General features: G+C 44.3%; 13 protein-coding genes. 1 reads left to right on the top strand and 12 read right to left on the bottom strand.

What is annotated here, in order from left to right; genetic code table 11:
• Positions 1 to 219: 219 nt before the first annotated feature.
• The 8 genes from DWW52_RS15040 to DWW52_RS15005 form a co-directional block, all read right to left on the bottom strand.
• Positions 220 to 2,523, bottom strand: a complete 2,304-nt coding sequence (locus DWW52_RS15040) for a Gldg family protein (protein ID WP_118716326.1) — start codon at positions 2,521 to 2,523, stop codon at positions 220 to 222.
• Between the two features lie 8 nt (positions 2,524 to 2,531).
• Positions 2,532 to 3,458 (bottom strand): ABC transporter ATP-binding protein, encoded by a 927-nt coding sequence (locus tag DWW52_RS15035; protein ID WP_118716325.1) that lies wholly within the window; start codon positions 3,456 to 3,458, stop codon positions 2,532 to 2,534.
• A 204-nt stretch (positions 3,459 to 3,662) separates the two neighbouring features.
• Positions 3,663 to 5,228 (bottom strand): PKD-like family lipoprotein, encoded by a 1,566-nt coding sequence (locus DWW52_RS15030; protein WP_118716324.1) that lies wholly within the window; start codon positions 5,226 to 5,228, stop codon positions 3,663 to 3,665.
• Between the two features lie 18 nt (positions 5,229 to 5,246).
• On the bottom strand, positions 5,247 to 5,939 hold the full coding sequence (locus DWW52_RS15025) for a DUF4843 domain-containing protein (protein WP_158582626.1): 693 nt from the start codon (positions 5,937 to 5,939) through the stop codon (positions 5,247 to 5,249).
• Positions 5,940 to 5,956: 17 nt separating this feature from the next.
• A complete protein-coding gene (locus DWW52_RS15020) occupies positions 5,957 to 7,441 on the bottom strand; it encodes a RagB/SusD family nutrient uptake outer membrane protein (RefSeq protein ID WP_118716322.1) in 1,485 nt (494 codons plus the stop codon).
• Positions 7,442 to 7,453: 12 nt separating this feature from the next.
• On the bottom strand, positions 7,454 to 10,849 hold the full coding sequence (locus DWW52_RS15015) for a SusC/RagA family TonB-linked outer membrane protein (protein WP_233556932.1): 3,396 nt from the start codon (positions 10,847 to 10,849) through the stop codon (positions 7,454 to 7,456).
• 107 nt (positions 10,850 to 10,956) lie between these two features.
• Complete coding sequence (locus DWW52_RS15010) at positions 10,957 to 12,114, bottom strand: FecR domain-containing protein (RefSeq protein ID WP_158582625.1); 1,158 nt, start codon at positions 12,112 to 12,114, stop codon at positions 10,957 to 10,959.
• 89 nt (positions 12,115 to 12,203) lie between these two features.
• Entirely contained in the window at positions 12,204 to 12,791 is a 588-nt protein-coding gene (locus tag DWW52_RS15005; RefSeq protein ID WP_118716319.1) for an RNA polymerase sigma factor, read from the bottom strand.
• Between the two features lie 449 nt (positions 12,792 to 13,240).
• Between DWW52_RS15005 and DWW52_RS15000 the strand changes: the two genes are divergently transcribed.
• The gene (locus DWW52_RS15000) at positions 13,241 to 15,505 is read left to right on the top strand and encodes a family 20 glycosylhydrolase (RefSeq protein WP_118716318.1); all 2,265 of its coding nucleotides are present in this window, start codon (positions 13,241 to 13,243) and stop codon (positions 15,503 to 15,505) included.
• A 3-nt stretch (positions 15,506 to 15,508) separates the two neighbouring features.
• Here the strand turns inward: DWW52_RS15000 and DWW52_RS14995 are convergent, their stop codons facing one another.
• The 4 genes from DWW52_RS14995 to DWW52_RS14980 form a co-directional block, all read right to left on the bottom strand.
• The gene (locus DWW52_RS14995; protein WP_118716317.1) at positions 15,509 to 16,699 is read right to left on the bottom strand and encodes a TlpA disulfide reductase family protein; all 1,191 of its coding nucleotides are present in this window, start codon (positions 16,697 to 16,699) and stop codon (positions 15,509 to 15,511) included.
• A gap of 243 nt (positions 16,700 to 16,942) precedes the next feature.
• Complete coding sequence (locus tag DWW52_RS14990) at positions 16,943 to 17,317, bottom strand: VOC family protein (protein ID WP_118716316.1); 375 nt, start codon at positions 17,315 to 17,317, stop codon at positions 16,943 to 16,945.
• Positions 17,318 to 17,348: 31 nt separating this feature from the next.
• Positions 17,349 to 18,071: an MBL fold metallo-hydrolase gene (locus tag DWW52_RS14985; RefSeq protein ID WP_118716315.1), complete on the bottom strand. Its 723-nt coding sequence runs from the start codon at positions 18,069 to 18,071 to the stop codon at positions 17,349 to 17,351.
• A 42-nt stretch (positions 18,072 to 18,113) separates the two neighbouring features.
• Positions 18,114 to 19,379 (bottom strand): uracil-xanthine permease family protein, encoded by a 1,266-nt coding sequence (locus DWW52_RS14980; protein ID WP_118716314.1) that lies wholly within the window; start codon positions 19,377 to 19,379, stop codon positions 18,114 to 18,116.
• Positions 19,380 to 19,498: the final 119 nt, after the last annotated feature.

Here is a 19,498-nt window from a genome sequence, read left to right as displayed (position 1 = left end):
ACTCGAATTCCTCATTCATCCTCTCTGATTAAGACAACGAACAGACAAAAAAGAGGTACAAGATATAAAAAATATTTACTTGTATTTAAATCTAATTCGAAACACGACGATATAAAACCCGCCCTATTTCGAATTAGATTCTAAATACGTTATTAATCATGAAATCAAACGTTTCCCACGTTCCGAGAAACGAAATCTTATCCGGCAATCACCAAACAATCATCGTCCCCGTCTCCTGATCCACACGATAATTCCGGTTATCAACAACAATCCCGGCAACACCCACCAGAAAAACCAAGTAGTCACGCGCATTCCCGCCTTTCCTATCTCAATCTTTCTATCCGGAGCCGCATCCCGACGAGTATCCACAGGCACCTCACCATCCGACAACCAATAAAAAGAACCGGACATGAGTAAATAATTCGTAGCTGCAATTTCGCGACGGGTTCGACTCCCCTCGCCATTACTCAGACAATCAGCATCTCCCAATACAACAATTTTTTGTACTTTATCACCCACCTGACGTTGTAAAGCCAAACCAAGCGGCCATGCCTTTTCTATTTCCCCGATAGCAGAATTTAGTCGCACGGTATCATCCAGGAAATCAGTTGTCTCCAACTCATTCCAGACGCCAATGGTATCACTCATCAACATCGGTATTACCCGAAATCCCTTGTCCTCAGAATATTCCATCGGGCAACAAGAGGGCATTGTAGCCACAGTCCCGTAACGCACCATAGAAGTAAAAGCATAAGCGATATCCGTAACCGTTGCCGGCGTGGCTTTACCCAATATCAAATCCGCCGGATAATCCTCTGTCGGACGCACCAACACGCCCGGTAGAAAACGAACCCCCAACGGTTCCACGATCGGATTCATCGCTTCTATTCTCCGGGGCTCCCCAGCTATCAACAAATTCCCCCCGCGGTCAATATATCTACTTAACACGGCATATTCCTCCGGAGAATAAGCCGTCTTGACATCCGCTATAACCAAAATGTTTATATCCTCCGGAATATCCTGTCTCAAACGAACTTCACACACGTCAAAACCCTGATTTATCAAAGCATATCTCGCCGGTTTATCGTAAGAAAAACGCAGATAATCACGATCTCCCCCTTTGTTGATATCCCGCTCTCCATGTCCCGTTACAAAACCCACCTTAGGTAGCCGCATCACGATCCGCTTGATTGCCGCCGCAATCTCTTTTTCATCCGGATGCACCATCATATCATCGTATATCCTTAAAAAAGTCTTTTCTCCACTTTCCCGTTCGATCAAGCGTACAAAATTCTTTGCTTCTCCGGCCAATTCCGGGTATTGTGCAACCACCTCTTCGTAAGGACGAACCTTCGCGGTATCCAACTTCCAGACTTCGGCCACCTCGGCCATCTTCTCCCGTAAAGTAAGATTCGGGAAATGCCGATCCAACACCACGTTCGTTGTCGTATCATAATAATAAACATACCTCAATTTAATCTCAGGCTTAAAACGGATGAACTTGGACAAACGCTCTTTATCCCGATTTATATTTTCAGGCGAAGCAAATATATTACGTGACGGGGCCATCAAATTCGAAAAAGTAGTTATTGTCATTCCCCCTTCGGCCATTTTCACTATATCCTGACTATTCTGGGTTAATGTATTTACTTTCATCCGGGTAGCATCATAATACAACTTCAACACGGGCAATGTCGTAAGATATCCCAATAAAAGAGCCACCACACAAACCCCAACATATCTCCCCAAGTTCATTGCGAAAGTACTCTTCTGCCTGACAGCATTCAAACGCAAGACTGACAGCGAGAGGAAAAGGGCTGAAACTAGGACAAAATAGGCAATATCCTCAGAACAAATCATCCCATTAACAAATTGACTGGCACGTCCGTTAATAGCCAACCAATAAGTCAAATCCCGTACAAACTCAACATGCTGCCAAGAATTTCCAACATATCCCAACATGGCAAATATGGCGATCGTCCCTATCGCCGCTACCACCTGATAGGAAGTTAAACTAGACATGAATAAACCGATAGACGCGTAAGTACAAAATAACAAATATAATCCTAACATACCCGTTAAAACAACCGGCATATCGAAATTCTGAACAGTACACGCACCATGCAATACCACGACAAAAATTCCCCCCAACATGCACCCCCCATATACCATCATAGCAAGAAACTTACCCAAAATAATTTGAGTATTCGTGATAGGAGAAGAGTACAAAAGTTTTATAGAACCACTACCGAATTCCCGGCTCATCAACCCCATCGTCAACAAGGGAACATAAAAATACAAATTCCGTTGAATCGCCTCGAACAACCCTCTCCAACCGGAAAATATAGTCATTGTCAAATTCGCTTGCGTATGTCCTAACTCCTGCCCTAACACCTTCGGTTCGAGAATCGAACAATAAGTCATCCCTACCTGAAACAAGAAAATAACCAGAATTAACCAGGCTACCGGAGAATAAAACAAGGTTTGCAACTCCGTCAATGCCAATTTATATATCTTTTTCATATCACTTACTATTTACTTTTTTTAGACAACTCTGCAAATATCGAATCCAAAGAACTCTTTTCCTGACGAATCTCCGTTAAATGCCAGCCTTTACGAACACTGGCTTCTACCACCCGGTCTATCACATCCACGGCGTCATTATACTTCAGACGATAATCAATTCCCCCTAAATAATTCACGTCAAGCACTCCCTCCAATTCCTTTAGTTCTGCCTCGCCCGGATTTTCCCGTAAAGAAACGAATATCGTATTCGGAATAATATAATTATCAAAATCCCGTACTGTCCCCGAGAAAACTAATTGTCCGTTTTCAATCATAAAAATATGATCACACACAGCCTGTACTTCTGGTAATATATGCGTTGAAAGAATCACCGTACGATCTTCGGCTATCTTTTTAATTAAATTCCGAACTTCTACAATTTGATTCGGATCCAACCCGTTGGTCGGTTCATCCAACACAACAAAATCAGGATTATGAATAATCGCTTGAGCAATCCCGACCCGTTGCTGGTAACCACCGGAAAGATTGCGAATCAACCGATTACGAAAATGTGTTATATTACATTGTTCTAAAACCCGATCTATCGCCTCTCCAACCTGTTTACCCGGAATATCCCGCATATTGGCACAATGTTTCAAATACTCCTCTACCGTAAGATCCACGTGTAAAGGGGCCTTTTGCGGTAAAAAACCGATCAGACGTTTAGCCTCCACCGGATGTTTTCGAGCATCTATCCCCCGGATAAACACGTCTCCCTCGGTCTGTTTCAAGACCCCGCACATAATATTCATCGTGGTCGATTTACCCGCTCCATTTGAACCCAATAACCCGTAAATACCATTCTTACTTATTTCCAAATTTATATCCTTAACGGCCCAATGAACCGAATACCGGTGAAAAAGATGTTCCACCTTCACAATTGGTTGTTCCATACATTTCTATTATAAGATTTACACAATACGTTCCACTAAAGGTCTTCTTATAAACCTTTATCAATTCTCGATTTAAAGATTCAGTGATTTTAAATTTCACTCGCACAACCCACCCTCTTTACAATCACTGAATCATTCTACCTAAACATTACACGTTAAATTTCACATGATTACAATATCGAACTTGCTTTCCCCGACAAGCTTTTACTCGTCGGTTCTCGGGAAATTATATTTATTCCAATTCGACCATTTAAATTCCAAATCAACAACACGACCAAAACCGCCTTTCTGATAAATCAAATGCGTGGGGTCAAAAAGATGTTCATTCTTTATCGTAAACGTCGCGAAAATCCCATTAGCCGTCACAACACCTAACTCGGTTTCCGACGAGTTGGTCTCTATATCCACGATCACATCTCCCCCTTCAACTTCATCAAACTTATAAGCTTTCTTGGTCGACAAATCATACCAATAAATCGTATTTCCACTCGAAAAGAAAAAGTACCCGCGTTGCCTCAAGCGATAAAACTTAGAGTCTTCACTCAAATACTTCGCCCCGTCAAAATTCGATTGATCACAACTGGACATGGCTATTGCTGAGAATGGCGGGTTTACCGTGGGAAAAAAATAAGCGACCTGCATATTCAAAGCTTTCACAACATCTCCTTTCTTGAAAAGGGCAAAGGTGGGTATATCACTCCACGTCGATTCCTGTCCGGAACGCATATACAACAAATCCCAGTCCCCGTAATCATTCAAATTTATCAACGTATCCACGTCAAGCATACGGATCGGATAAAACTTCTTGATATCAGAAGTATTATACCCGCTTCCGAACCACAATAACCGACGATTTTCCGCATCATTAAAAGCATTGAAAAAAGCCGTTGTGGGTTTTCCGGTAAAAATGATATCCCGGATATTCAAACGCTCTCCTTCCAACTGCATACGTACTCCCGTGAAAGGAGTCGTGAATAAATCAACCTTCCTACCATCATCAAAATAATCCCTGGAATACAAATTTCCATTCTCATCCAACAAAAAATCGACCCCATTTCCCCAAAAGAAATCCTTCACGTTCAAACCAGCAGGCACATCCCCCACGAAATCCTGGGCAACGGTCATCTCCTTAACATAAGAAGCCCCATTCAGATACAACGACCCGCTCTCTTGAATCACGACCACAACCGTACTATTATTATGTATGATCTGCCTCAATCGCTTTGGCCCACTCCCCAAACTCTCATCCGGATAAAGCGTCTTATACAAATCCGGATATTCCGTGTAAAAACGCTTTTTATCATCCGTCATTTCCGGCCGGATATACGACAAAGCCGATTCACCGCTTTTCTCGCTCAAAATCAACCATCCTTGACTCAAAGCCGCCTGCCCGGTCAACCTCACCTCCGCGGAAGAATGCACAACCTTCGTACGCAAATCCATAGCACACATTCTCACCCCTACACTCTTTTCCTCATTAGGATAAAAATCCAAATCGAAACCGATACAGGCCGTGTCAATAGCCGCAACACCCTCTTTTTTATCCGTTATCTCCCACCAATAATTGAAATTCACGGAATCTCCCTCTTGTTCGTAGGTCACCTTCGGAGAATAAAAATAACGCTCACCCAGATAATACGTCTTATTCAACGGATTCACCTCCAAAGTAATCCCGTTCGTGGGAGTATAATCATAATGCCCTTTATCCTCGTAACAACCGTTCAGCATCAATACCCCCATCATAAAACTAATATAACTAATTTTATTCATGACTTTTCACATTAAATATTAACCTCTCACCGGAACTGCAATTCCCGCCAGTTTAATCCCATTATATTCTGTCACGCCAGCTTTTTCCTGATCTTCCAACCAATACTTAAACTGCAAAGCGTAAGCACGCTTCTCTGCTGGCGACGCTTCACTCAAATCCGTCTGCTTCGTAACGATAATAAACAACGTGTACTTATCATCACTATACGCCCCCAGATAATCGTTCACGATACCCCGATTCCACCAATCCGGTTGAGACATCTTATCACTTACTCGCACAATGGCATAATCATAATCCGAAGGGATAACCGTGAAATTTTCATTGTCTTTTAAACGCAAAACAATCCGAAACTCACCCTCTTTCATATCTGCCGTACGATTCAATTTCATCCGTAACGTGTCGGAAAAAACACCTGCCCCGAAAGTCACCCGTTCCAGCGAAAAGTGAGTTCCCTCGATACCGGTACTCGCGTCTTTATCCACAACCACCTCATAATCCAAAGCAGAAGCCAGTACACTCCCCGTAATCTCCACCGGCAACTTTACCTCGAACGAATTTTCTGTCGGGTAATTGACAAACGATACCCTTACCGAATCCCAGTAAGCATTCGTAAAGCGAATATAATTCTCCGATGCATTATACCTCATAATATTCTCTTCACTACAAGAGAAAAACACTAAAACAAGGAAAATAACATATATCTTATTCATAACTCTACACTCTATCATTAAATATCAGTTTCACTCTCCGGTGCGGGAACAACCCAGCGCCCCGTCATATCAACCGGATCTTCCTCCCCATTATACATATCCCGTCCCAAGCGCTTATGCATATAAAAACTACCTCCTTCCGACAAAGTCTCCCGGATGATATCATTATACAAGATTTCCAAAAACTCATCTCTACTCGTCACATTCAAAGGAATTTTCGCTTCACGGGCAACTCTTAAAGCTTGAAGAAGCGATACCGCACGAGGCAAATCCGTGTCAGCCAAACATTCACACATAATATGATACACCTCGCTCAAGCGAATCACCGGAGCCAAAGGCCCTTGATACGCGATTATATCCTTAGCCTTATCGGTCAACGCATCCGGACTTTGCCATCTTAAAGAAGTATTGTCACTGCCAATCAACACTTTTAATCTACAATCATCCTTATCTTCTCCAAATAGCAAATCTGTATTTTTCAAATAATAAAAACTACCCGGCCCCCGATCTGCCTCGAACAACTCGTACTCGGTCTGATTTACCGCGGTAAACAAAATATCCTCATACATCTTACGATACACATCATTTTTAGTACTAGCTTCCCCCATATCGGTTACTTTCGTGAAAAAGAACCAATTCTTCCCGGACAAACCATCCGGTCCGTAGGCATAAACATCATTAGCACACCGCAAAGCGTTCACCTTATCCCCTTTCCACAAATATGCCCGGGCTAACAAGGCCGAAGCGGCAAAATAATTCATTCGCGTAGCACGCCCGTTAAAAAACAACCCTCCTTTCACCGTCGTCATATTCGCTTTAATCCTGGCTTCCACACTTTTAATAGCTGTCACATTATACAACGTATCATGATAGGCCAAACACGTCTTTGCTGATTCCAAATCCTCGATAATCCTCCCCATCACGTAATCAACGGTCTCTTTCTCCGGAAAATGAAGAGGATAACTCGTCACGTAAGGAATATACCGCTTACCATCATCCTGCACGGGTGCCGGGGCATACAACCTCATGATCTCAAAATGCATCAACGCACGCATCCCCAAAGCTTCTCCCAACACTAAATCCCGTTCCACTCTCCCGTAAGGGAAAAACGTAGTATCCTTCGTTTCAACCTGCTGTATCAAATTATTACAATTGGCAATCACGTTAAACGCCCGTTTCCATATCGGATCCATGATTTTATTCGCACTCGAAGTACCGTAAGCATAACTTGCCAGATCCCAATAACGGGAATTCACCTCTTGATTATCATAATTCTGTCCTAACACACTAGCCGCCCCCCATGTCAAATCACGCCCGTACAAATCCGGTTGACTAATCAAATAATACAACCCGTTTATCGCTGTCCGGAACCCCTCGTAACTCCCGTACAATTGCTCCTGAGTCACGGTCGTGCTGGAATCCACATCCAACCAATCATTACAAGACCAACAAGTGACACAAGCTATGATCCCTGCACATATTTTATTCCATGTTCTTTTCATAACTAAATCCCTTTAAAAAGTTGCATTCAAGGTAAAATTAAATGTTCTCGCAAACGGGTAAGCTAACCCTCGTTCCCGTTTTACCGAAGACGTGTAAGCAATCTCGTTCATGTTCAACTGAAGTTTCATCCGGCTAAAACCAATTCGATTAATCAAGTGAGGATCAAACTCGTATCCTAAAGAAAGAGAATTACAATTCACAAGACGATTTTTTTGAACAAAACGGGAAGTTGGACGAGTCACCCGGTAACGATCCTTGATTGATTTCAACGGGGCAACATCCCCCGGCTCCAACCAACGCTGCGTGTACACCCTCTTGTCTACATTACTCCCCCATATATCGGCACATTCCACGTTATCCACCAAAGTCGCATTATACAAATCACCTCCCGTCTCGAACAAAGCTGCCGTGAACAACGTCCACCTCTTCCAACGGAAATTGAATCCAAAAGATCCCTGCAACTTGGGCTCCGTGTTACCCACAACTACCTGATTCGTCGCATTCCAATCATACGTAACCTTTCCATTTACATCAAGAAAAACCTCTTGCCCGTTCGCCGGAGATATTCCCAACGACCGAACAGCATAGATTGATGTCAACGAAGCTCCTTCCGTGTATTTCAACAACGGTTTATTATAATTAGGATACTTCGAGTAATAATCATCTACTTTCTGATTGTATTCCTTCAACGCATCGGAAATCTCCATTATCCGGTTCTTGTTATGAGCCGCCCGGAAAAACACGTTCAACCCCCAATCCTGCTTTTGAATTGCGTTCACGTTCAGATTCACCTCGATACCCCGGTTCCTCACTTTGCCCATATTATCTTTATAATTCGTAAAACCTGAAGACGGCACGATAGATACCTCCGTGATCAAATCATTCGTTACCTTGTCATACCACGACAAATTAAGCGTATAACGTTTAAAGAGAGTCATATCCAACCCCAAATTCAACGTTGATGTCTTCTCCCACGACAAATCTTCATTCCCCATATAAGTCAGCGTGGCCCCCATCCCGGTTGTGTGCCATGCCCCAGCTTGCACCGTATACGTGTGACGAGCTGCAAAAGGAGGATAATTCACCTTCCCCGTCTCTCCCCACGTTCCTCGAATTCGTAGCTGAGAAAAAACACCGTTATCCGCTAAAAATTTATAATTATGCAAGTTAATTCCCAATCCGCTAGAATAAAAAGTTGCAAAACGCCGGTCACTACCGAACTCGGACGACCCATCCATTCGCATCGAAACATCTACCAAATAAATATTCTTGTACGAATAATTCCCCATCATAAACACCCCGAACAACCTCGTGTGATTATCAGAAAAAGTGGGTATATTACTAGATAATTTATTCGCATACTGAGGTTTATTCAAATCGGAAGAAGGGAACCCGATATATTTTGTTGACTCGTACTCATTTTTAGAATCCTGCACGTTCATCCCCACGCTCAAATTAACATTATGATCTTTGAACACCCGATTATAACTCAACAAAAGACTCATATCCCAACTAAAATTCTCCGATCGTGACTCACTCAACGTCCCTCGTTCCAAAACATCCTTGCCATCAAAAGTAGCAGAAGCCGGGTCTTTAAAATTTCGTGTTTTCGAATCCTTATAATTAATACTCAACGTACCTTTCAACAAAAAATTCTCCAAGAAAGTAATATTAAATCCTAGATTATTCGTGAATTGATTATAATTACTTCCACTCTCGTTATTCACCATCAACGCTTCGTAAAGCGGATTTACCGCCCCTGAATTTTGCCCGTAAACTTTCGGGAAACGATCTACCAACTCCCCGGTTTCCAAATCATACGGGGCAAAATAAGGCTGCATTCTTACATAATCCCCGAAAGAACCGTAAGGAGAATTCTCGGACACCGTACGTCCAAAAGAAACATCATTTGTCACCTGCCACGCTTTCATCCGGTAATCCAACTTCAACCCGACACTGAAACGTTCACGCAAAGACTTCTTCATCACCCCATTATCCATCCCATAACGTAAATTCAACGCGAAACGAATCGCCTCCATTCCCCCGTTTATACTCAAACTATGATTATGATTAACTCCCGTCCGTAAAGGCTTAGAAAGCCAATAAGTATCCACACCGCGGGTTATATAATTATTCTTCATCCGCCAGTCTGCCAACCGGGAAGCATAAGTAGTCCCCAATCCCAGGGGATCATCCGCATCCAATAATCCTGCCGCAACTTCCGCCTCTAACTTTTCCCGGGCATCCATCAAACCGTAAGAAGTCAAATCCGGCTGTGTTATAGACCCGGTCAAATTATACGTCACGTTCAATTTTCCCACAGTCGGGGCCACCGATTCGATAACAATCACCCCGTTAGCCGCACGAGAACCGTAAATAGCTGTTGCTGCCGCATCTTTCAATATTGTTATATTCTCTATCAGATTCGGATCCATATCATAAATCTTCTCCGCAGACACTTCATACCCGTCTAAAATAAAAACAGGTAAATTCGGGTTAGCCGTCAACGCATATTCCGATGTTTCGGATTGCAACACCTCCAACTCGGAGATGCCGCTAATCCCGGAACGTCCCCGCACGTAAAACTCAGGTAACGTGTTCGGATCAGACCCCATCTCGTTATTCTCCATGATGCGTAACGAAGGATCAAAAACCTGCAAAGCCGCGATCACGTTACCTTGAGATACCTTCAATAATTCCTCCCGCTTCACCTCCGTGTAAGCTCCCGTGAAGCTAGATTTACGAATAGTCGCGTATCCCGTAACAACGACTTCCTCTACCTCTGTCACATCCGGCTTCATCTTCACGCTCACAACCTTCGTGCTATCCTTGATCACCACTTCCTGCTTCTCATAACCAATTGACGTAAATACCAGAGTCACGGGTAATTTCATTGCCAAGGCATACTTAAACTTCCCGTCAACATTGCTGGAAAATCCCACGCTCGTACCTTTAATTAAAATCGTAACCCCAGGCAACGGCATCCCTTTCTCATCACACACGAAACCATTCACTTCTCGAACCTGCGATGATTTCATTTGTTCCCGCACCTCCAAAATCAACACGAAATCCTCCTTCTCCTCGAACTTCACCTCTTTCCCTGCAAAAATCCGTTTTAAAGCCTCGCCAATCGTCACGTCCTTCAACGTCACGCTCACCCGCTCGTTCATATCCACTTGCACGTTGCTATAAAAGAAATCTTTACCATACTCACTTCCCAACACCCGTAATACCTGTTTGATCGGGGTCTCCTTCACTTCTAACGAAACCAGTCGCACCTGCGCGTACCCCACTTTCGGTACACCCAACAAACACCACAAACAAATTAAACCCACCCAACGCATCATCCTCCACGTTTTTTTTTGCCATATCTGCAATATCAGATCAGGCTCTTGATTTTTTTTCATATATTTGCATTTAAGGTTATACATAGCCTTGTACCCTGACTCTCAATTCTAGGGAACAAAGCAATTGACCAACTAAAGTCGAGAAAGTCTAGCCACTTTCTCGATTTTTATCTTCTTGAAATAACAATACTATCACCTTGCACTCCAAAACGTACGTAACTCGTGGCCTCGATCATCTCGATCAAATCACCCAAGGGCCTAAACTTCAACATCGCCCCGGAAAAACGCACCTCTTTCAATTCCTCCTGTTGGAAAGAAATCTTCACATCATACCAACGGGCAATCCGCAACGCAATATCCTCCAGCCGGACATCCTCGAAATGAAACTTCCCGTCAACCCATGACGTGATATAAGCGACATCAACCTCCTGAACCTCTAATCCTCTTTTCCCGACAACCGCCTGTTGCCCAGGCTTCAATATCACAGAATCACCCCCACATTCGACCACTCGTACCGCCCCGTTTATCAAGGTCGCCGCAGACAAAAGGTCATCCTTATAAGCAGAAAGATTAAATTCAGTACCCAATACCCTCACATTCAACCGTTCCGTTTCCACGTAAAACGGACGCCTCGTATCACGTTTCACTTTAAAATACCCCTCCCCCGTCAATCTCACCCTTCGCTCCCCCGTTTCAAAATATTCCGGAATCTCCAATGTCGAAGCAGAATTCAACCAAACAACAGAACCGTCCTCCAAGACGATCCGATATTCACCACCATTAGGTACCACCAACTTATGCATCCGATTGACTCGACTGGCCAAACTATCCTGACTCTCATAGTGTAACACCCGGTTAGAATCCACCCGCATGATCCCCCCAGCCGTGCCTGTCAAAACCGTATCTCTCATCATCTCGTTAATCTCCACCTTCTCCCCGTCAGCCCAAACCAAATAAGCCCGTTCATTACCGGGAACAGCAACCTGCGCAAACATCCTGTGTTCTCGCTCCACGCTTTCCCGATCACGCCATAACAAATAACCACCAACTCCGGCAACTAATACCCATATTGCCGCATATCTCAACCAAAGCCCCCAATGAATCCGTTTTCTTCTCCGACTCTTTACAAATTGTAAACGCCCGGAAACATCCGGTTGAAACTCCTCCCGCAACACGGATAGCCGTTGACGCACCGCCATAAACACTCGTAACTCCCGCTCATGCTCCACATCCTCGGCTAACCATAGCGACAAGAGTTCTTCCTCTTTTGCAGAAAGCTCCCCGTCAACTTTTTTTACCAGTAATTCCTCTATCTTGTCATCCATAAATTTCATGGTATTATGAATTCTTTTCGTGAGAGGACGCATCACCCTCAAAAAAGGGTGATTCAAAAAACAAATTATTTTGCTAAAATTTATCTTTTATAAATAAAAGCCTCATTACCTGAAAAATAACAAAACAACAAAGTAAGTTCCTTTACCGTGAATTTTTGTCTTAACTCCCGGTAAGCCATCCGCATCTGCGTCTTTACCGTGTTCAAAGAGATTCCCAAACGTTCAGCCACTTCCGCATATTTCATATCTTCCAACACCACTAACTTCAACACCAATCGACGCTGCTCCGGCAGACTCTCAACCGCTTCCCAAACAAATTGCCAATCCTCAACAACAACATCCTCCGCTTCATGATCCTCTACTTTTTCCAAACCGACACGAGATCTTGTCCTTCGAGCATAACTCACACACCCGTTCCGCACCGCCACGTATAAATAACTATCCAAAGAAGCACTATTACTAATCGTTATATTCTTCTCCCAAATCTTAATAAAAACATCTTGCACGACATCTTCAGCCACTTCAAAAGAACCGACAAAGGCATGAGCAAACCGACACAAGTCCTCATACCTAGTAGTAAATAAATAGTCAAAAGCAGGTTCATGACCTTTCTTCAAGTCGTTCACTAACGCTTGAACATCATTATCATATTCTGCTTGCTCTTTCATAAAGATTTTCTAAATTCCACAAACACAAATTTAAAGAAATATATTATTTTGCAAAAAAATAAACTACTTATTTATGATCATTCCTTTTCTCTATCCTTGTTTAATCATTATTTACCCCACGGACAAACTAAACATGAAGTTGACTATTTCCAGATTATTTTCACACTATAGCCACACCTAGCCCACACCTAGCCCACATCTAGCCGCCACCTAGCCGCCATTTTAACGGTTTTCATGTTTTATTATCTCAAACAAACTTCCATTTAAACAAGAAAACAAGGGAGCAATAAAATGATTACGAGAAAAATACAAGATAGTTCTAAACTTGACAAACCACTACACAATACCAGATTAATAATTTACTTCCGATTTGCATCATCCCCAAAAATACAATACCTTGGTACGGTATTTCATAAATACGCCCCACAATACCTAAACAGATCACGTTTATGAAAAAATGGTTCATTTATTGCACGATATTACTCGCCTCGGCTTGCACGTCCTCCCTCACGAAGACAAAACCGGTAGCATTATCCGTTATCCCGGCACCGCAAGAAATCCAATATCTTAACGGAACATTCACGCTAAACGAGAAAACATCATTGCAGATTCCTGCCCAATGGTCTACTCTTGAAGACATACTGAATTCGAACATTCAAATCGTGTCTCACTATAAATTAACGAATGGAAATTCCAGCAAAAACAGCATTCAGCTAAAGATTGACACGTCCCGAATATCCTCCCCCGAAGGTTACCAGCTTAACATATCGCCCCAAAGTATCCGGATCACGGGAAGAACCGAAGCCGGACTATTTTATGGCTTACAAACCTTGCGACAAATATTGAATGACGAACGATTTTATCACCCGGACACCCGTTCATGGCAAATCCCGGCTCTAGAAATCCAAGACTACCCGACGTTTCCCTACCGGGGGATGCATCTGGACGTTTCCCGTCATTTCTTCCCGAAAGAATACATACTGAAATGGATCGACCTCATGGCCCTCTACAAGATCAACACGCTCCACTGGCACCTGACGGATGCCGGGGGATGGCGGGTCGAGATCAAGAAATACCCCGAACTGACCCGTACAGCAGCATGGAGAACCCAGATAGGTTGGAAAGAATGGTGGACAGACAAGGATCGGCGATATCTGGAAGAAGGCACACCCGGGGCGTACGGGGGATACTACACGCAAGAGGATATACGGGAGATCGTGGCCTACGCTATAGATCGACACGTGGAGATCATTCCCGAAATCGAAATGCCAGGCCATTCGGAGGAAATATTCACCGTCTACCCGCAATTATGCTGTTCCGGAAAAGCTTACCAGAATGGAGAATTCTGCATCGGGAACGAGGCCACATTCGAATTCATTGAAAATGTACTGACCGAGATCATGGAACTATTCCCCTCCCGCTACATTCATATCGGGGGTGATGAAGCCTCCAAAGCCGCATGGGCCAAATGTCCGAAATGTCAAAAACGCAAGAAAGAGGAGAAACTAAAAGACGAACGGGAATTACAAAGTTATCTTATTCGACGAGTAGGCGAATTTATCGAAAAACGAGGACGGGAATTCATCGGCTGGGACGAGATTCTGGAAGGCGGACTGGCACCCGGAGCAATCGTCATGTCGTGGAGAGGCGAACAAGGAGGGATTGATGCCGCCCGCTCCCGCCATCAGGTAATCATGGCTCCGGGAGCCTACTGTTATCTTGACAGCTACCAAGATACTCCTTCCACACAACCCTACACGATAGGAGGATTTACCCCTTACCTTAAAACTTACTCGTACAATCCGATCCCGGAAAACCTATCGCCCGATGAGGCTCGTTACATCCTGGGCGCGCAAGCCAACCTGTGGACAGAGTATATCTCAACTCCGGAACACGTGGAATACATGCTTTTTCCCCGCTTGCTATCTCTATCGGAAGTCGTGTGGACTCCCCGGGCAAAGAAAAATCCCGAAGACTTCAAACGCCGGATCGAGCAACACGTGAAATGGTTACGAGCCAATGGCGTGAACGCATTCCCGTTAAGCGACCGGATCGACTTTATCACGGAAGTCGACACGACGCAAAAAGCGATAAAAGTATCCTTCGACTCGGAGAAATATAACCCGGAAATCCGTTACACGCTTGACGGTACTCTTCCCGACATCACTTCTCCCTGTTACGAAAAACCACTTTACATCCGGGATTCTGCGATAGTCAGTTCTGCCATTTTCGAAAACGGGAAGCGAAGTGAAACCGTTATCTCTCAACGTATAGACTATCACAAAGCGATCGGGAAAAAGGTTACTTACAACAAACTATACAGCGGAGCCTATCCGGCCGCAGGCAAGGGGACCCTAACCGACGGCTTGCGAGGCGGGTTAACATACAGCGACGGTCGGTGGCAAGGATTTCTTAACCACGTGGACATTCTCATTGATCTTGGCGAAGTCCAAGACATCAGCTACGTGTCGACCACGTTCATGCAACTCACCGGACCGGGTGTTTACATCCCGGACTACGTGCGGGTGAAGATATCCGAAGACGGGAAAACATACAAAGAGATCGCCACGATCCCAAATGACGTGCCCACGGATATTCCCGATCTCCGTTTCAAAGAATTCACTTTCCGCTTCCACGAGAAAGCCCGGTACGTGCATCTTTTTGCCAAGAAGCACGCCGGGTTCCAGTTCATCGACGAAGTGGTGGTACACTAGGTATTATCGCTGCGACAAATGCTTTGTCACTCTCTCTACCAGAGAGCTGTACCCACTGCACTTTTCCAAGACTATACCGTCGGGAGAGATCAGCACGAAAGCCGGGATACCGTCAATGTTGTACCGAGCCGAGAGACCGGTGTTCGCGGGAAGCAACTCGTTCCATTGATTACCTTCTAATTTCTCTTCAACCACGTATTTCTTCCAATCTTTCTCAAGATTCTCATTAATACAAACTACAGTCAACCGATCCGCATATTGCGAGCAAATCCTTTTCACAACCGGGACTGAATAGACGCAAGCTCCACATCCCAAACTCCAAAAATCCAGCAAGATGTAACGACCTTTAAATTCCGATAAATGACGGAGTTTACCCTCCATATCGTACAAATCTCCATCCACCATTTGATCGCCAACCTCCACGGTTGGAAGGGGAAAAAGATATTTAGTAATTGCTTGTCCATTTACCGTTTGCCTTTCCGCTTCCGGTATACGGGTATACAGTTCTTTCAACTCGGCCTCGTAAGGCATTCTTCCCGTGTGTAACAGCGACGTAAACCACAACATCCTCTTCATCCAAGTTTTAGAAACAGGAGCCGTTTTCATGAAATCCAGTTCTTTTTCTGTCAACACCGCCTGTAACGGTTTTTCCAGTTTCCGGATAGAATCAACCTTGGCCCATGCTTTTTTCTTGAAGGCTGCATCCACGTCATCCGCGGGAAAAAAGTACGCTTTTTTCAACCAATCGTACTCGTCCGCCATGTAGGCCATCATTTCCATCTGTTCCGGCATAAGACAATCCACGAAACTATTTTCATCCGCCTGTTCCGGTACATCGCTCTCCACCCGCCAAGACAAAATTAACTTACTTTTCCCTGTGATTCGCATATACGTACCCGGTTTTACCCACACCTCCAACCAGTCAGGCGGGAAACCCTGATCCATGGAACCGATCATCAAATTGCGAAGAGAAGATATCGTGTCTCGGAAAGAAAACTTCCCGTCCTTCAACGTGTCCTTGGCAAGAGTCTCGATAAGCCCCTTGTTACTCTTGTCCAACCTGAGCACCGTACCATCCGGAACATCTTTTAACTCTCCCTGAATCAAAAACTCACCTTCGGGAACGGAAGGTTTCCGATTGCAAGCACTCATCATACCCATGGCTATAACCATGATAAAGATACATGTCTTCATATTTTAATATTTTATATAAGATTAATACGCCAACACCCCCTATCTTGCCGATCTTTAAAATTACAAATATATTTTTACAATCCAACACTATTCTTGAAATATAACTCAGAATTCTAATTTTGGACTAAAATATACGATCAATAAAGAATGACAGGAGGACACGTAAACACGACATGCTCTTACACTTTCCAGGATCAGGAAGAAGTGCTTATTTTATCACACAATATCAATACCAGATAAAAATTACTCCGGTAAAATCTCGATCCAGTAACCATCGGGATCACTGATAAAGTAAAGTCCCATATCCGTGTTCTCGTAACACACGCAATCCATTTGCTTGTGATAGGCCCGCACGGCATCGTAATCTCCCGGTACGCGCATGCAAAGGTGGAATTCACCCTCACCCAGATCGTACGGTTCTTTCCGATCTCTCAACCACGTCAATTCTAAAAGGAACCCGGTCTTTTCCTCCCCCATGTATACTAAAATAAAAGAACCGTCCGGGGCTTCCATACGCCGAACTTCCTTCAATCCCAACGCCTTCTCGTAAAAACGAATACTTCTTTCCAGATCAAGTACATTAAAGTTAAAATGATCAAACCTACTCTTTATTTCCATTTTTATAAATTTAGAATGTAGAATGTAAAATTTAAAAGATAGCTCGAAATGCTTTGTGATTCAATTCCACGAAACGCACCCCCCGGCTTTCCGCGTATTCCCGGAAAGCATTCGCCTTGTCGTACGCTTCATCAAAATGCATCGGGACAAATGTTCTCACCTGAAAACAATCGACAAACTGCTTTGCTCCCAGCATGTAATCTTCCCCCAAACGAGGATCAACCGGAAACATCACGAGATCCATCCGATCCGTGCGTCGGGAGATCACGTCAAGCTCGGAGAAATAAGCATTTTCCGCTTTCCGCACCTCCTCATCCGTCGATTCATCCTTCCAATGCCAGTTATTCAGATCCCCCGCATGAAAGATCAACTTCCCGTCCAAGTACAAAAGAAAAGAGATTCCCAAATCCGTCGACCCGAAAGCCTCGACTTCCAGCATCCCGTCAGACCACGCTTCTCCCTTATCCAGATAGTGAGCATCACCCGGCGTCGCTAACTTGTTTTCAAGGATATCTTTCGAGAAAATAAATTGAACACCGGGATGTTCCTGCCGCCAAGTTAGAATCTCCGGGTTAAAATGATCCGCATGAGAATGAGAAGACAACACGTACAATCGACCGGGACGCTTCAATAACTCCCCGTGTACAACTCCGGTCAATGGCTTTTCAACCGAATCCCTGTAATAATCAATAATCACCGTGAATCCTTCGCCCAACAAGGCAAAACCGCTATGATATATATAGACCAACTCCATTACATTATATTTTCTCTATATACGCAAGCAAACAACCGCAAGTTATCTCTTTTTAAAGATCAAGTGTTCCATGATCAACACGGTAATCACCCCCATCACGAAACCATTCCCCACGATCGGACGGAACAAAGAGGGTATCAGGTTCAACACTTCCTCCGGGGCAAACGACAACAACAAAGCAACCATTAAAGGTAATCCGACCACCACCCCGTTATCAAAATCCGTGATCGCCTTCTCTCTCACCAACATCTGCAATCCCGCTGCCAACTGAGTCGCCATCAGGTAAAGCAATATCGCCCCCATGACCACGCCCGGTATCGTCACCAATATCCCCACTACCGAAGGGAAAAAAGCACACAGGATCAGCCCGATCCCCGCCGGGATCAACGTGTAACGAGAAGCGCATCCCGTGGCTGAAATCACACCCGGACTCATGGAATAATCCACCGGACCGATTACCCCGAACATGCCCGACAGCACGTTGGTCACGCCCACGATACCCACTCCCCGGCTCGTACGTCGATCCATCCGGTCGGCTTGAAGCATATGCCCAACGGCCTGTATAGACCCCAGCTCATTCACGATAAGAGCTATATAGCAAAACAAGAAAGCAAGTATTGTCCCCGTCTCAAACTCCAACGGGAAATTAAACAGGGTTGCCTGTTCCGGCATAATCCCCGAACCCGTTGACGTCAGAGTCGGGAATCCGTTTGCCAGATAATACACCAACACCCCACCGACAATCCCCCACAATACCGTGGTTGACTTCCATATCCCCCGCAGCAATTTATTACCAACGACCAGAGCCAAAACCATGATCAGCGTGAAGAACAAATTAAATAAAGCATGAACCGTATCTCCCAACACTAATTTCAGAATCACGGGCGTCAACGTGAAAGCGATCAAGATCAAAATCACCGTGACGATACGAGGCGTGAACACGAATTGCAATTTCCCCAACAAACCGCTATAAGCCAGCACTGTCAGTACCAGTCCCCCGATCATGATCCCCGTGTATACCGCTGCAATTCCCGAGGACACGGTGGAAAGAATCCCGATCAGCAACACCGAGGCCGGCCCGATAATCAAGGGCAAACGATGTCCCCACAACACTTGCACGATCATGGCGATCCCCATGATCCCGAACAATTTCTGTAAATAAAATGTCTGTTCCGCCACATCCGTGTAATGAAGTTGCGACACGATGATTCCCATAATCACCACGCAAGGCAAGGAGACAATCCACCATTGCAACCCGTACATCAACATGGGAAAAAGTCCCGGCTTATCATTCAACTCGTATTTCATATTCTTCGAATTTATGCATGTAAAAATAGCACTTTACAGACTTCTATTCAAAAAAAACGAGAACATTTAAAATATTATTCTTTCTCGATCGTCTACAAGGATAGAAAGGCTAGCCAATT

This window comes from Odoribacter sp. AF15-53, from assembly GCF_003479425.1.
GTDB lineage: Bacteria > Bacteroidota > Bacteroidia > Bacteroidales > Marinifilaceae > Butyricimonas.
Note: the sequence above shows the minus strand (reverse complement) of the source record. Positions and strands in the feature narration are given on the sequence as shown.